We start from the raw sequence: 13,866 nt of genomic DNA, 5'->3' as shown, positions 1-13,866 counted from the left end.
AGGCTGGGCCGCCCGATACCGGGACATGCACAGCCGTGGGGGGCTATATGACCGTTCATCACCTGCCGCAACCTCCGTCCGACCGGGAGCTGTACTGGTACTTCGGACCGCAGCGCCGCTGGGTCCTGATCAGCTCCTCCCTCGCGTTCGTCCTCACCGCCGCGACGATGCTCACCTTCGCCCTGCGCACCCCGGCCCTCTGGGCCTTCCTCCTGGTGCTCTCGGTGAACGTCCTCGCCCTCGCGCTCTCCTCGGTGAACAGCCTGCGCCAGCGCCGGCTGACCCGGCGCTCGCACGAAGTCCTCGTGCACGCCTGGAATCCGACCGACCCGCCCTCCGTCGACCTCTACCTGCCGACCTGCGGCGAACCGCTCGCCGTCCTGGAGAACGCCTACCGCGCCGTCGCCCGGCTGGACTGGCCCGGCGAGCTGACCGTCTGGGTGCTCGACGACGCCGACCGCGCCGAAGTGGCCGCGCTGGCGGGCACGTTCGGCTACCGCTACGTCGTCCGGCCCGACCGGGGGCACCTCAAGAAGGCGGGCAACCTCAACCACGCGCTCACCCTGAGCAGCGCCGAGCACATCGCCATCCTGGACGCCGACTTCGCGCCCCGGCCCGACTTCCTGCGCCATCTCGTGCCGTATCTGGCCGACCCGGGCGTCGGCATCGTGCAGAGCCCGCAGTGCTTCGACACCGACGAGACGATGAGCTGGATCCAGCGCGCCGCCGGATCGGCCCAGGAGTGGTTCTTCCGCTGGATCCAGCCGTCCCGGGACGCCAGCGACGCCGCCATCTGCTGCGGCAGCAACGCGGTCTACCGCCGCAGCGCGGTCGATCTGGCCGGCGGCTTCGCCCGGCTCGACCACAGCGAGGACCTGTACACCGGGCTCGCCCTGTACGAGAAGGGGTTCCGCACCCTGTACGTCCCGGTGCTGGTGGCCAAGGGCACCTCGCCGGACAACCTCGCCTCGTACCTCAACCAGCAGTACCGCTGGGCGATGGGCAACCTCCATCTGATGGGTACGCCCGTCCTGAAGCGGATGGGCGCTCCCTGGCGGATGCGGCTCTGCTTCTACGAGGGCATCGTCGGCTACCTCACGACGGTGGTGAACACCTTCGCGGCCCCGCTGCCGCCGCTGGTGATGATGTTCTGGTACCCGGACGACATCCGGCCCTGGCACGTCCTGCCGCTGCTCGCGCCGCTCTGGCTCTGGCACGTGCTGCTGCCGCGCATCAGCCGCACCCGCTGGCGGATCGAGGTGATCCGGGCCAACGTCCTGACGAGCGTGGCCGCCGGGGCCGCCTTCCTGCACACCCTGCGCGGGCGCAGCGCGGCCTGGGTGCCCACTGGGGCGGCCGGCGGGAAGCCGGGCACGATGGCGCACCGGGTGGTCCTCGTCTCGCTCGTCTGGCTGGTCTGCTCCACGGGGGCCGCCGCAGCCGGCCTCGCCCTGGCGGTGGCCCGCGGCGGCTGGGAGCCCACCTGGGGACTCGGCCTCTATCTGCTCGTCCAGCTCCAGATCAACGTCCCGCTGATCCGGGACCTGGTGGCCGGGCTGCGCCCCGCGTCCGCCGGCCGGCCCGCACGGGTCCGCCCCGCCCGGCGCCCCTCGGTGCTGCCCCGGCGCTGGCCCGAAATCCTGGCCGTGACGGCCACGCTCGTCCTCACCGCACTGCTCGCTTCCGGCTGGGTCGACCCCATGCTGCCCTGGCTGAGCTGAAAGGTCACCGTTCTCATGCCCACCCTCGCCCCCTCCGGTCGCCCGACCGCAGGCAGCACCGCCGTCCGACCGCCCTCCGGCGGACCCGGACCCGGTGCCACGGGTACCCGCAGGTCCGCCTTCCGCCCCGACATCGAGGGACTGCGCGCCTTCGCCGTCCTCGCGGTCCTCGCCTTCCACGCCTCCGTACCGGGCCTGGCCGGCGGCTTCGTCGGCGTGGACGTCTTCCTGGTCGTCTCCGGCTATCTGATCACCGGTCTGCTGGTCCGTGAGGCCGTCACCACCGGCCGGATCCGGCTCGGCGAGTTCTTCTCCCGCCGGGCCCGCCGGCTGCTGCCCTCGGCCTCCGTGGTGCTGGTCGCCGTCGCGGCGGCCGGGGCCTGGCTGACCGTACCGCTGCGCCGCACCGCGCTGGAGAACGACGTCGTCGCGGCGGCGCTCTCGGTCGCCAACTGGCGCTTCGTACAGCAGCGGACGGACTATCTGGCCGCCGGGCAGGACGAGAGCCCGCTGCTGCACTTCTGGTCGCTGGCCGTGGAGGAGCAGTTCTACCTCGTCTGGGCCCCGCTGCTCGCCGCGCTCGCGGTCCTCGCCGCCCGCGCCGCGCGCCGGGGACGCGCCCTGCGACCGGTGGCCGTCGCCGTCACCGCCGTGCTGACGCTCGCCTCCTTCGCCCTCTCGCTGCGCTGGACGGACGACTCCGTCTCCCTGGCGTACCTCGGAACCCCGTCGCGCGTCTGGCAGTTCGGCGTCGGCGCGCTGCTGGCGCTGCTCCCGTGGCATCTGCTGCGCGGGCCCCGGGCCCTGCGGCTGCTGGGCGGCTGGGCGGGCGCGGCGGCCCTGGTGTGGTGTGTGCTGCGGTACGACTCCGGCACGCCGTACCCCGGCTGCGCGGCACTCGTCCCGACCCTGGCCACGGCCGCGGTCGTGCTGGCCGGGATACCCGGCCGACACCCGCGTGAACAGGCCCGCTACGGGGTCGGGCGGGTGCTGGGACTGCGCGCGCCCCGCGCGGTCGGCCGGCTCTCCTACACGCTGTACCTCTGGCACTGGCCGGTCCTCGTGCTCGCCGAGGCCCGCTTCGGCACCCTGGAGTGGCCGGCCAGGGTGGCCCTGACCCTGGCCTCGGTGCTGCCCGCGCTGGCGACCATGCGCTGGGTGGAACGCCCCCTGCGCTACAGCCGCACGGTCACCGAACTCCCGCGCAGGGGGCTGTCGCTGGGCGTGTTCGCGGTCGTCGTGCCGGTGGTTCTCGCGCTCGTCGTGGGCACGACGACCCTGCGGCTGCTGGGCCCGTCCGCGCCGGTCGACGTGAAGGGGCTCCCGCTCGGCGCGGCCGAGGGGCCCTCGCTGCTGACCGGGCCCCCGCCGAAGGACTCCCCGGTGGTGCCGAGCCCGGTCCAGGCGCGGAAGAGCTTCCCGCCGGACGGGGCGTGCGAGGTGGCGCCGCCGGTGACGAGCAGCCCGCCCTGCCTGTTCGGCGCGGTGGACAGCCCCGACCGGATCGTCCTGCTCGGCGACTCGCACGCCGGCCAGTGGTTCTCCCCCGTCCTCAGCTTCGCGGCGAAGCGCGGCTGGGCGCTCCAGGAGCTGGTCAAGCAGGGCTGCCCGCTGCCCGAGCTGACCGTGGTGAACCCGCAGTTGGGTCGTACGTACCACGAGTGCGACACCTGGCGGGCGGACAGCCTGGCCCGGCTGGCCAAGGGTCCGAAGCCCCGCATGATCGTGATCTCCTCGCTCAACCGCTACACGGACGACCGGCGCCTGCTGCTCACGGCGTGGGAGAAGACGCTGAAGCCGCTGCGGGCGCTCGGGGTGCCGATCGTGTACATCGAGGACACCCCGGTGCCGGGCACGGACGTCCCCGCGTGCGTCTCGGGCCATCTCGACGATCCGGGGGCCTGCGCCTTCGACCGCGCGAAGGCCCGGTGGGCCGATCCGCTGGCGGAAAGGGCGGCGGCCGGCACACTGCCGGGGGTGCGGGCCGTCGGGGTGAACGCGGTGCTCTGCCCGGCCACCGGGCCGGTCTGCCCGGCGGTCCTGGACCGGATCCTGCTCTACCGGGACGACGCCCATCTCACCGATGTGGCGGCCGTGGTCCTCGCCCCGAGGATCGAACGGCTGCTCGCGGGGCCCGGCGCTCCGGGCCGGGGCGGCTGGACGGAGCTGCTGCGCGAGGAGTTCGACGGCCCGGCGGGCGCCCGCCCCGCCGCCTCCCGCTGGCTGTACGACCGGGGCACCTGCTATCCCGGCTGCCCGGCCGCCCAGTGGGGCACCGGGGAGATCGAGACGATGACGGACTCGACGGAGAACGTCCGGCTGGACGGCCGGGGAGCGCTGGAGATCGTGCCGACGCTCCGTGACGGACGGTGGTATTCGGGCCGGATCGAGTCGAGGCGTTCCGACTTCGCTCCCCCGCCCGGCGGTGTGCTGCGGATCGAGGCGTCGATCGCCCTGCCGGACGTGACGGGCGCGGCGGCCGGCGGCTACTGGCCGGCCTTCTGGACGCTGGGCGCCGGCCTGCGCGACGGCTACACCGGCTGGCCCGGCACCGGCGAGATCGACGTCATGGAGTCGGTCAACGGCCGGGACGCCGTCTTCGGCACCCTGCACTGCGGTACGTCCGACGGCGGCCCCTGCCGGGAGCCGATGGGGCTCTCCTCGCCCCGGCAGGCGTGCCCGGGCTGCCGGGGCGCGTTCCACACGTACGCCGTAGAGCTGGACACCGCGCCCGGCGCCGAGGAGCTGCGCTGGTATCTGGACGGGCGGGTGTACCACCGGGTGAAGGCGTCCGCCATGGACGCGGCGACCTGGGACCGGGCGCTGAAGCGCGGGCAGTTCCTGATCCTGAACGTGGCGATCGGCGGCGCGCTGCCGGCCGCCGACGGCGCGGGCCCGGGACCGGCCACGGAGGGCGGGCACGCGATGCGGGTGGACCGGGTCGCGGTGTCCACACGGGAGGCCGCCGGCCGCTGACACCGGGGGGTGTCCCGGACCCGTGGTCGCGGTGTCCTCCCGGAGGCCGCCGCCCGCAGTCCCTCAGGACCCGTCCGGCTCCGTTGCGCCGGACGGGTCCTGTCGCGTCCCCGGCTCCGCCGCCGCGGCGAAGGCGCCCCGGGCCAGGCGGTGCAGCAGGGCGGCGGTGGCGGCGCGGCCGGGCAGGGCGCCGGGGCGTCCGAGGTGCGGGGTCGAGTTGAGCAGGCCGAACACGGCGTGGACGGCCGCGCGCGCCTCGTTCTCCGCGAGGTCCGGGTAGAGGTCGCGGACGGCGGCCACCCACACCTCGACGTACTCGCGCTGGAGCCGGCGGACCCGCTTGCGGTCGGTGTCCCGCAGGCGGTCCAGCTCGCGGTCGTGCAGGGTGATCAGGGGGCGGTCGTCGAGGGCGAAGTCGATGTGGCCCTCGATGAGCGCGTCCAGCAGCGCCTCGGGGGACCTGTCGCCCGAGGCGTCCTCGGAGACCCGGAGCCGTCCGCCGGCCAGCAGCCGCTCGCTGATGCCGACGAGCAGTTCGGCGAGCATCGCGTCCTTGCCGGGGAAGTGCCGGTAGAGGCCGGGGCCGCTGATGCCGACGGCGGCGCCTATCTCGTCGACGCCGACTCCGTGGAAGCCCCGCTCGGCGAAGAGGCGGGCCGCTTCCCTGAGGATCTGCTCGCGGCGGGTGGGGGCCGCGACGCGGGCGGCGGCATGGGTGCTCATGACGAGTCATTCTAGACAGGCGCGTTAGCGGTCGTTAACCTGAGAACGACGTTAACGCTCACTAACAGCCTCGGCCGCCGCTCGCGGCCGGGGCCGGTCACATCGCGGTACGGGCAAGGGGGCTCGACAGGATGCAGCAGGCACCGGTGCTGGCGAGTGCGGCGGATCCCGCCTCGGAGGCCTGGCAGGCCAACGAGGCGGGACACCACGCGCTCGCCGACGAGCTGCGCAGGCGGCTCGCCACGGCCAGGCTCGGCGGGGGTGAGAGGGCCCGCGCCCGGCATGTGGCGCGCGGCAAGCTGCTGCCCCGGGAGCGGGTGGACACCCTGCTCGACCCGGGCTCCCCCTTCCTGGAGCTGGCCCCGCTGGCCGCCGAGGGACTGTACGGGGGCGCGGCACCGGCCGCCGGGGTGATCGCCGGGATCGGCCGGGTCAGCGGCCGGGAGTGCGTGATCGTCGCCAACGACGCGACCGTCAAGGGCGGCACGTACTACCCGATGACCGTGAAGAAGCACCTGCGGGCCCAGGAGGTGGCGCTGGAGAACCGGCTCCCCTGTCTGTACCTGGTGGACTCGGGCGGCGCCTTCCTGCCGATGCAGGACGAGGTGTTCCCCGACCGCGAGCACTTCGGGCGGATCTTCTACAACCAGGCCCGGATGTCGGGGGCCGGCATCCCGCAGATCGCGGCGGTGCTGGGGTCCTGCACGGCCGGCGGGGCGTACGTGCCCGCCATGAGCGACGAGGCCGTCATCGTCCGCAACCAGGGCACGATCTTCCTCGGCGGCCCGCCGCTGGTGAAGGCCGCCACGGGCGAGGTCGTCACCGCCGAGGAGCTGGGCGGCGGCGAGGTCCACTCCCGTACGTCGGGCGTCACCGACCACCTCGCGGAGGACGACGCGCACGCGCTGCGCATCGTGCGGACCATCGTCTCCACGCTCCCGGAGCGGGGCGCGCTGCCGTGGTCCGTGCGCCCGGTGGACGAGCCGAAGGTGGACCCCGCCGGGCTGTACGGGGCGGTGCCCGTCGACTCGCGCACGCCCTACGACGTGCGCGAGGTGATCGCCCGGGTGGTGGACGGCTCGCGGTTCGCCGAGTTCAAGGCGGAGTACGGGACGACGCTGGTCACCGGCTTCGCGCACATCCACGGCCACCCGGTCGGCATCGTCGCCAACAACGGCATCCTGTTCTCCGAGTCCGCCCAGAAGGGCGCGCACTTCATCGAGCTGTGCGACCAGCGCGGCATTCCGCTGGTCTTCCTCCAGAACATCTCCGGCTTCATGGTCGGCCGGGACTACGAGGCCGGCGGCATCGCCAAGCACGGCGCCAAGATGGTCACCGCCGTCGCCTGCGCCCGGGTCCCGAAGCTGACCGTGGTGGTCGGCGGCTCCTACGGGGCGGGCAACTACTCGATGTGCGGCCGGGCCTACAGCCCCCGCTTCCTGTGGATGTGGCCCAACGCGAAGATCTCCGTCATGGGCGGCGAGCAGGCCGCCTCCGTCCTCGCCACCGTCAAGCGCGACCAGCTCGGCGACGACTGGAGCGCCGAGGACGAGGAGGCCTTCAAGGCCCCGATCCGCGAGCAGTACGAGACCCAGGGCAACGCGTACTACGCCACGGCCCGGCTCTGGGACGACGGGGTGATCGACCCGCTGGAGACCCGGCAGGTGCTGGGGCTCGCCCTGACCGCGTGCGCCAACGCGCCCTTGGGCGACGCCGGCTTCGGCGTCTTCCGGATGTGAGGCAGAGATGACGATGTTCGACACGGTGCTCGTCGCCAACCGGGGCGAGATCGCGGTCCGGGTGATCCGGACGCTGCGCACGCTGGGGGTGCGCTCGGTCGCCGTCTTCAGCGACGCCGACGCCGACGCCCGGCACGTACGGGAGGCCGACACGGCGGTCCGGATCGGCCCCGCGCCGGCCGCCGAGAGCTATCTGAGCGTGGAGCGGCTGCTGGAGGCGGCGCTGCGCACCGGCGCGCAGGCGGTCCACCCGGGCTACGGCTTCCTCGCGGAGAACGCGGCGTTCGCGCGGGCGTGCGCGGAGGCGGGCCTGGCCTTCATCGGCCCGCCCGCCGACGCCATCGCGCTGATGGGCGACAAGATCCGGGCCAAGGAGACGGTGGCCTCGGCCGGTGTCCCGGTGGTGCCGGGCTCCACCGGCGGCGGGCTGACCGACGCCCAACTGGCCGCCGCAGCAAGGGAGATCGGCGTCCCGGTGCTGCTGAAGCCCTCGGCGGGCGGAGGCGGCAAGGGCATGCGCCTGGTCCGGGACGCGGCGCTGCTCGCGGACGAGATCGCGGCGGCCCGGCGCGAGGCGCGGGCCTCCTTCGGCGACGACACCCTGCTCGTGGAGCGGTGGATCGACCGGCCGCGCCACATCGAGATCCAGGTCCTGGCCGACGGCCACGGCACCGTGGTGCACCTGGGCGAGCGCGAATGCTCGCTCCAGCGCCGCCACCAGAAGATCATCGAGGAGGCGCCGTCCGTCCTGCTGGACGAGGAGACCCGGGCGGCGATGGGCGAGGCGGCCGTCCAGGCGGCCCGCTCCTGCGGCTATGTCGGCGCGGGCACGGTGGAGTTCATCGTCCCGGGCAACGACCCGTCCTCGTACTACTTCATGGAGATGAACACCCGCCTCCAGGTCGAGCACCCGGTGACCGAGCTGATCACCGGCCTGGACCTGGTGGAGTGGCAACTGCGGGTCGCGTCGGGCGAGCCGCTGCCGTACGCCCAGAGCGACATCACCCTCACCGGTCACGCCGTCGAGGCGCGGATCTGCGCCGAGGACCCGGCCCGCGGCTTCCTGCCCTCCGGCGGCACGGTCCTCGCGCTGCGCGAACCGCAGGGCGACGGGGTGCGCACGGACTCCGGGCTCGGTGAGGGCGGCGAGGTCGGCAGCCTCTACGACCCGATGCTGTCCAAGGTGATCGCGTACGGCCCCGACCGGGCCACGGCGCTGCGCCGGCTGCGGACGGCCCTCGCGGACACCGTCGTCCTCGGCGTCCCCACCAACGCGGGTTTCCTGCGCCGGCTGCTGGGCCACCCGGCCGTGGCGGCGGGCGAGCTGGACACCGGCCTGGTGGAGCGCGAGGTGGACGGCCTGGTCCCGGACGGCGTACCGGAGGAGGTGTACGCGGCGGCGGCGCTGCTGCGGCAGCACCCCGGCCGGACCCCGGCCCCGGGCGTCTGGGCCGACCCCTTCTCGGCCGGTGACGGCTGGCGGATGGGCGGTGTCCCGGCGCGCACGGTGCGCTCCTTCCACATCCCGGGCCACGACCCCGTCCAGGTGGGGCTGCGGCCGTGCGGGGCGGGCGCGGAGCTGACCTTCGGCCATGTCGGCGAGGGCGCCGCCCCGCCGGCCCCGGCCTCGGGCTCCTGCGGCCCGCTGGGGCCGCTGCCCGGGGGCGCGGAGACGGCCAGGACCCTGTCCGTCGACGGCGGCCGCATCACGCTGGAACTGGCCGGGGTCACCCATGTGTTCGCGTACGCGCAGTCCCCGGAGGGCCACTGGCTGGGCCGGGACGGCGACACCTGGCACGTACGGGACCACGATCCGGTGGAGGCCTCGCTGACCGGTGCCGCCCGCTCCGGCGCCGACACGCTCGCCGCGCCCATGCCCGGGACGGTGACGGTGGTGAAGGTGGCCGTCGGGGACGAGGTCGCGGCCGGGCAGAGCCTGCTGGTGGTGGAGGCGATGAAGATGGAGCACGTCATCTCCGCGCCGCACGCCGGCACCGTCACCGAACTCGATGTGACCGCCGGGACCACGGTGGCCATGGACCAGGTACTGGCGGTCGTGGTCCCGGCCGCCGCCGGGGAGGACGCATGACGGACACCGGCCGCACCCTGCCCATGACCGTGGCGGAGCCGGGCCTGCCCGCCCGGGTCCGGATCCACGAGGTCGGCGCCCGCGACGGGCTCCAGAACGAGAAGGCGGTCGTGCCGACCGAGGTGAAGGCGGAGTTCATCCGCCGTCTCGCGGTCGCCGGACTGACCACGATCGAGGCGACGAGCTTCGTCCACCCGAAGTGGGTGCCCCAACTGGCGGACGCCGAGCGGCTGTTCCCCATGCTCGGGGACATCGCGGACGTGGGCGACGTGGAACTTCCGGTCCTGGTGCCCAACGAGCGCGGGCTCGACCGGGCGCTGGCCCTCGGTGCCCGGTCGATAGCCGTGTTCGGCTCCGCGACGGAGACCTTCGCCTCCCGCAATCTGAACCGCACGGTCGACGAGTCCCTGGCCATGTTCGAGCCGGTCGTGGACCGGGCCAAGGCGGACGGGGTGCGGGTGCGCGGATACCTCTCGATGTGCTTCGGCGACCCGTGGGAGGGCCCGGTCCCGGTCCCCCAGGTCGTCCGGGTCGCCAGGTCCCTGCGCGACCTGGGCTGTGACGAGCTGTCGCTGGGCGACACGATCGGCGTGGCCACCCCCGGGCACGTCCGCGCCCTGCTGTCCGCGCTGAACGCGGCGGGGGTGCCCACCGACGTCCTCGCGGTGCACTTCCACGACACGTACGGCCAGGCCCTGTCCAACACCCTCGCCGCGCTCCGGCACGGGGTGTCCACCGTGGACGCCTCCGCGGGCGGCCTCGGCGGCTGCCCGTACGCGAAGAGCGCGACCGGAAACCTCGCCACCGAGGACCTGGTCTGGATGCTCGACGGCCTCGGCATCGAGACCGGCGTCGATCTCGGCGAGCTCACCGCCACCAGCGTGTGGCTCGCCGGCCACCTGGGCCGACCCAGCCCGTCCCGCACCGTCCGCGCCCTGTCCCACGAGGAGCAGTGATCCACCGATGTCCCTGGACCACCGGCTGACCGCCGAGCACGAGGAACTGCGACGCACCGTCGAGGAGTTCGCCCACGACGTCGTCGCGCCGAAGATCGGCGACTTCTACGAGCGCCATGAGTTCCCGTACGAGATCGTGCGGGAGATGGGACGCATGGGCCTGTTCGGGCTGCCGTTCCCGGAGGAGTACGGCGGGATGGGCGGCGACTACCTCGCCCTCGGCATCGCCCTGGAGGAGCTGGCCCGGGTCGACTCCTCGGTGGCGATCACCCTGGAGGCCGGGGTCTCGCTCGGCGCGATGCCGGTGTTCCGCTTCGGCACGGAGGAGCAGAAGCGGCGGTGGCTGCCGAAGCTCTGCTCGGGCGAGGCACTGGGCGCGTTCGGCCTGACCGAACCGGACGGCGGCTCCGACGCGGGCGGCACCCGGACCACGGCCGTGCGCGACGAGGCCGCCGGCGAGTGGGTCATCAACGGCTCCAAGTGCTTCATCACCAACTCCGGCACCGACATCACCGAGCTGGTCACGGTCACGGCGGTCACCGGCCGCAAGGAGAACGGCGCCCCGCTCATCTCCTCCATCATCGTCCCCTCCGGCACCCCCGGCTTCACCGTCGCCGCCCCGTACTCCAAGGTCGGCTGGAACGCCTCCGACACCCGCGAGCTCTCCTTCAGCGACGTCCGCGTCCCCCTGGAGAACCTCCTGGGCGAGGAGGGCCGGGGCTACGCCCAGTTCCTCCGCATCCTCGACGAGGGCCGCATCGCCATCGCGGCGCTCTCGACGGGCCTGGCGCAGGGCTGCGTGGACGAGTCCGTCAAGTACGCCGCCGAACGCCACGCCTTCGGCCGCCCCATCGGCACCAACCAGGCCATCCAGTTCAAGATCGCCGACATGGAGACGCGCGCCCACATGGCCCGCATCGGCTGGCGCGACGCCGCCTCCCGCCTCCTCGCGGACGAGCCCTTCAAGAAGGAGGCCGCCATCGCCAAGCTCTACTCCTCCACCGTCGCCGTCGACAACGCCCGCGACGCCACCCAGATCCACGGCGGCTACGGCTTCATGAACGAGTACCCGGTCGCCCGCATGTGGCGCGACTCCAAGATCCTCGAAATCGGCGAGGGCACCAGCGAGGTCCAGCGCATGCTGATCGCCCGCGAACTGGGCCTGCCGGCCTGATCCCCGGGGCCGGGCGGGCTACGGGCCGCCCGGCGCCCGCAATTCGTTCGACACCCCCGCCCCGCCTCGGCAGAGTCGGTCCATGACGCCTCCCGCCTGGCCCCTGTACGGGCTCCGCATCCGCACGCCCCGCCTCGAACTGCGGCTCCCCGACGACGCGTTGCTGAGCGATCTGGCCTCCGTCGCGGCGGACGGGGTGCACGCCCCGGACGTCATGCCGTTCACCGTGCCCTGGACGGACGGGACGCCCGAGGCGCGGCGGCGGGCGGTGTTCCAGCACGTGCTGGGGACGATCGCCGGATGGCAGGAGGCCGACTGGACCCTGAGCCTCGCGGTGCTGCACGAGGGCCGGGTGGTGGGGCGGCAGGATGTGACGGCCCGGGACTTCGGGACGGTCCGCGAGGTGAGCACCGGGTCCTGGCTGGGCCTCGCCCACCAGGGGCGGGGCATCGGCACCGAGATGCGGGCCGCCGCCCTCCACCTCGCCTTCGCCGGACTGGGCGCGGACTCGGCGGTCTCCGCCGCGATGACGGACAACCCCCGCTCGCTGGGCGTCTCGCGTCGCCTCGGCTACGTCCCCGACGGGCTGGAGACCGCCTCGCTGCGGGGCGGACGCGTCACGCTCCAGCGGCTGCGACTGGACCGGGCGCGCTGGGAGGAGGCTCGTGCGGTCGAGGTGTCGGTCGAAGGGCTCGACGAGTGCCGGGAGCTGTTCGGATGAGCCTCCTCGTCCACACCTACGTACGCGGCCGCAGCGGCAAGGACCATTTCCTGGAGGATCCCGAACACGGGCTCACGCTCGCCGGGTTCGAGAACAGCCGCACCACGCTCTGGGGGGCGGAGCCGGCGCGGGCGCTCGGGGCGCGGTTCCTGCCGCGGCTGGCGGAGACGAATCTGTGCGTGGAGCCGGAGGAGGTCGAGGAGTTCCTGGCGGAGTGCGAGCTGCTGCGTCCGCACACGGCGGCGCTGGCCGCGCACGCCGGGTATCACGAGGACTACGTGGCCGAGCGGCTGGCCAACATCAGGGCGGCGGCCGAGCGGGCGCTGGACGTGGGCGGGGGCGTCATCGTCTGGTGACGAGGCCGGCCGGGGCACCCGACACGGAGCGGTTATGAGGTTAGGCTAACCTTCCCTCAAACGTGTCAACGGCCGGCCCTCCGGCTCGTACGAAAGCGGACTCCGTCATGCGCACTTCCCGAGTCTCCCGTCCCACCCGTCGCGGCCTGCTGGCCATGGGCGGCGCCGTCGGTCTGGGCGCCGTGCTCGCGGCCTGCGGTGACGGCGACGCGAAGGACTCCGGGTCCGGGGGGTCGAAGAGCGCCGGTGCCGGGCCCTGGAGCTTCCGGGACGACCGCGGGCAGACCGCCGAGGCGGCGTCCGTCCCGAAGAACATCGTCGCCTTCACCGGAGTGGCCGCCGCCCTCCACGACTACGGCGTCGAGGTCAAGGCCGTGTTCGGGCCGACGAAGACCAAGGACGGCAAGGCCGACGTCCAGGCCGGCGACCTCGACGTGAACGAGGTCGAGATCCTCGGCAACGTCTGGGGCGAGTTCAACGTCGAGAAGTACGCCGCCCTCGGCCCGGACCTCCTCGTCACGGCGATGTGGGAGAAGGACGCGCTCTGGTACGTGCCGGACGCGTCCAAGGACAAGATCCTCAAGCTCGCCCCGAGCGTCGCCCTGTGGGCCGCGCAGACCACGATCCCCCAGGCGATCCAGCGCCACGAGGACCTGGCCGCCTCGCTCGGCGCGGACGTGAAGGCCACGGCGGTCACCGAGGCCAAGGCCCGCTTCGAGAAGGCCGCGGCCCGGCTGCGCGCCGCCGCGAAGGCCAGGCCGGAGATCCGGGTCATGATCGGCTCGGCCAGCCAGGACCTGTTCTACGTCTCGCTCGCCAAGACCTCCGCCGACACCCTGTACTTCCAGGAGCTGGGCGTGAAGTTCGTCGAGCCCAAGGTGAACGCGGCCGGTTTCTTCGAGGAGCTGAGCTGGGAGAACGTCGACACGTACCAGGCCGACGTGATCATGATGGACAACCGCTCCTCGGCCCTCCAGCCCTCGGCCCTGACATCCAAGCCGACCTGGGCCCAGCTGCCCGCCGTCAAGGCCGGCCAGGTCGTGCCCCGTACCACCGAGCCGATCTACAGCTACGACAAGTGCGCGCCGATCCTGGAGGACCTGGCCAAGGCCATCGAGGACGCCAAGAAGGTCGCCTGAGCCGCCGGCGCCCCGGTCTCCGCACACCGAAGTCCGGAACCATACCCTCCGGTTGATGTCCGGGGTGCGCGACGGCCGGCCCGGCGACGGAACCGGCCGCCGGGCACCCCGGACCGGCCGCGTCCGGGCCCCGTGAACATGGCCGCCCGACGCACCTCCGCGCGGGATGACGCGTCGGGGTCCGGACAGCCCGAGGGGCGGCCGGGGACCCGCCGAGCCCCCCCGCCCCCCACCCGCAGGGGGCTACCGCGGAGCTGGGCCCCCCCCGCCCC

Annotated in this window: 10 protein-coding genes; 9 read left to right on the top strand and 1 reads right to left on the bottom strand. The window is 73.6% G+C overall.

Annotation, left to right across the window (positions count from 1 at the left end):
• Positions 1-47 precede the first annotated feature (47 nt).
• Positions 48-1,721, top strand: a complete 1,674-nt coding sequence (locus ACWCXC_RS12625) for a glycosyltransferase family 2 protein (protein WP_450888516.1) — start codon at positions 48-50, stop codon at positions 1,719-1,721.
• A gap of 15 nt (positions 1,722-1,736) precedes the next feature.
• The gene (locus ACWCXC_RS12620; RefSeq protein ID WP_450888514.1) at positions 1,737-4,697 is read left to right on the top strand and encodes an acyltransferase family protein; all 2,961 of its coding nucleotides are present in this window, start codon (positions 1,737-1,739) and stop codon (positions 4,695-4,697) included.
• 63 nt (positions 4,698-4,760) lie between these two features.
• Here the strand turns inward: ACWCXC_RS12620 and ACWCXC_RS12615 are convergent, their stop codons facing one another.
• Positions 4,761-5,420: an SACE_7040 family transcriptional regulator gene (locus tag ACWCXC_RS12615; protein WP_450680588.1), complete on the bottom strand. Its 660-nt coding sequence runs from the start codon at positions 5,418-5,420 to the stop codon at positions 4,761-4,763.
• A 131-nt stretch (positions 5,421-5,551) separates the two neighbouring features.
• Between ACWCXC_RS12615 and ACWCXC_RS12610 the strand changes: the two genes are divergently transcribed.
• The 7 genes from ACWCXC_RS12610 to ACWCXC_RS12580 all read left to right on the top strand — a co-directional run bounded on the left by ACWCXC_RS12610 (position 5,552) and on the right by ACWCXC_RS12580 (position 13,594).
• Complete coding sequence (locus ACWCXC_RS12610) at positions 5,552-7,159, top strand: carboxyl transferase domain-containing protein (protein ID WP_450680589.1); 1,608 nt, start codon at positions 5,552-5,554, stop codon at positions 7,157-7,159.
• A gap of 13 nt (positions 7,160-7,172) precedes the next feature.
• A complete protein-coding gene (locus tag ACWCXC_RS12605) occupies positions 7,173-9,248 on the top strand; it encodes an ATP-binding protein (protein WP_450888624.1) in 2,076 nt (691 codons plus the stop codon).
• On the top strand, positions 9,245-10,204 hold the full coding sequence (locus tag ACWCXC_RS12600) for a hydroxymethylglutaryl-CoA lyase (protein ID WP_450680590.1): 960 nt from the start codon (positions 9,245-9,247) through the stop codon (positions 10,202-10,204). Before ACWCXC_RS12605 ends, ACWCXC_RS12600 begins: the two co-directional genes overlap by 4 nt.
• Before the next feature lie 7 nt (positions 10,205-10,211).
• Entirely contained in the window at positions 10,212-11,378 is a 1,167-nt protein-coding gene (locus tag ACWCXC_RS12595) for an acyl-CoA dehydrogenase family protein (RefSeq protein ID WP_450888511.1), read from the top strand.
• 82 nt (positions 11,379-11,460) lie between these two features.
• A complete protein-coding gene (locus tag ACWCXC_RS12590) occupies positions 11,461-12,099 on the top strand; it encodes a GNAT family N-acetyltransferase (RefSeq protein WP_450680592.1) in 639 nt (212 codons plus the stop codon).
• Complete coding sequence (locus ACWCXC_RS12585; RefSeq protein ID WP_450680593.1) at positions 12,096-12,455, top strand: hypothetical protein; 360 nt, start codon at positions 12,096-12,098, stop codon at positions 12,453-12,455. The genes ACWCXC_RS12590 and ACWCXC_RS12585 overlap by 4 nt, the downstream gene beginning before the upstream one ends.
• 155 nt (positions 12,456-12,610) lie before the next feature.
• Positions 12,611-13,594: an ABC transporter substrate-binding protein gene (locus ACWCXC_RS12580; RefSeq protein ID WP_450680658.1), complete on the top strand. Its 984-nt coding sequence runs from the start codon at positions 12,611-12,613 to the stop codon at positions 13,592-13,594.
• Positions 13,595-13,866: the final 272 nt, after the last annotated feature.

Source organism: Streptomyces sp. NPDC001515 (genome assembly GCF_053597115.1).
Note: the sequence above shows the minus strand (reverse complement) of the source record. Positions and strands in the feature narration are given on the sequence as shown.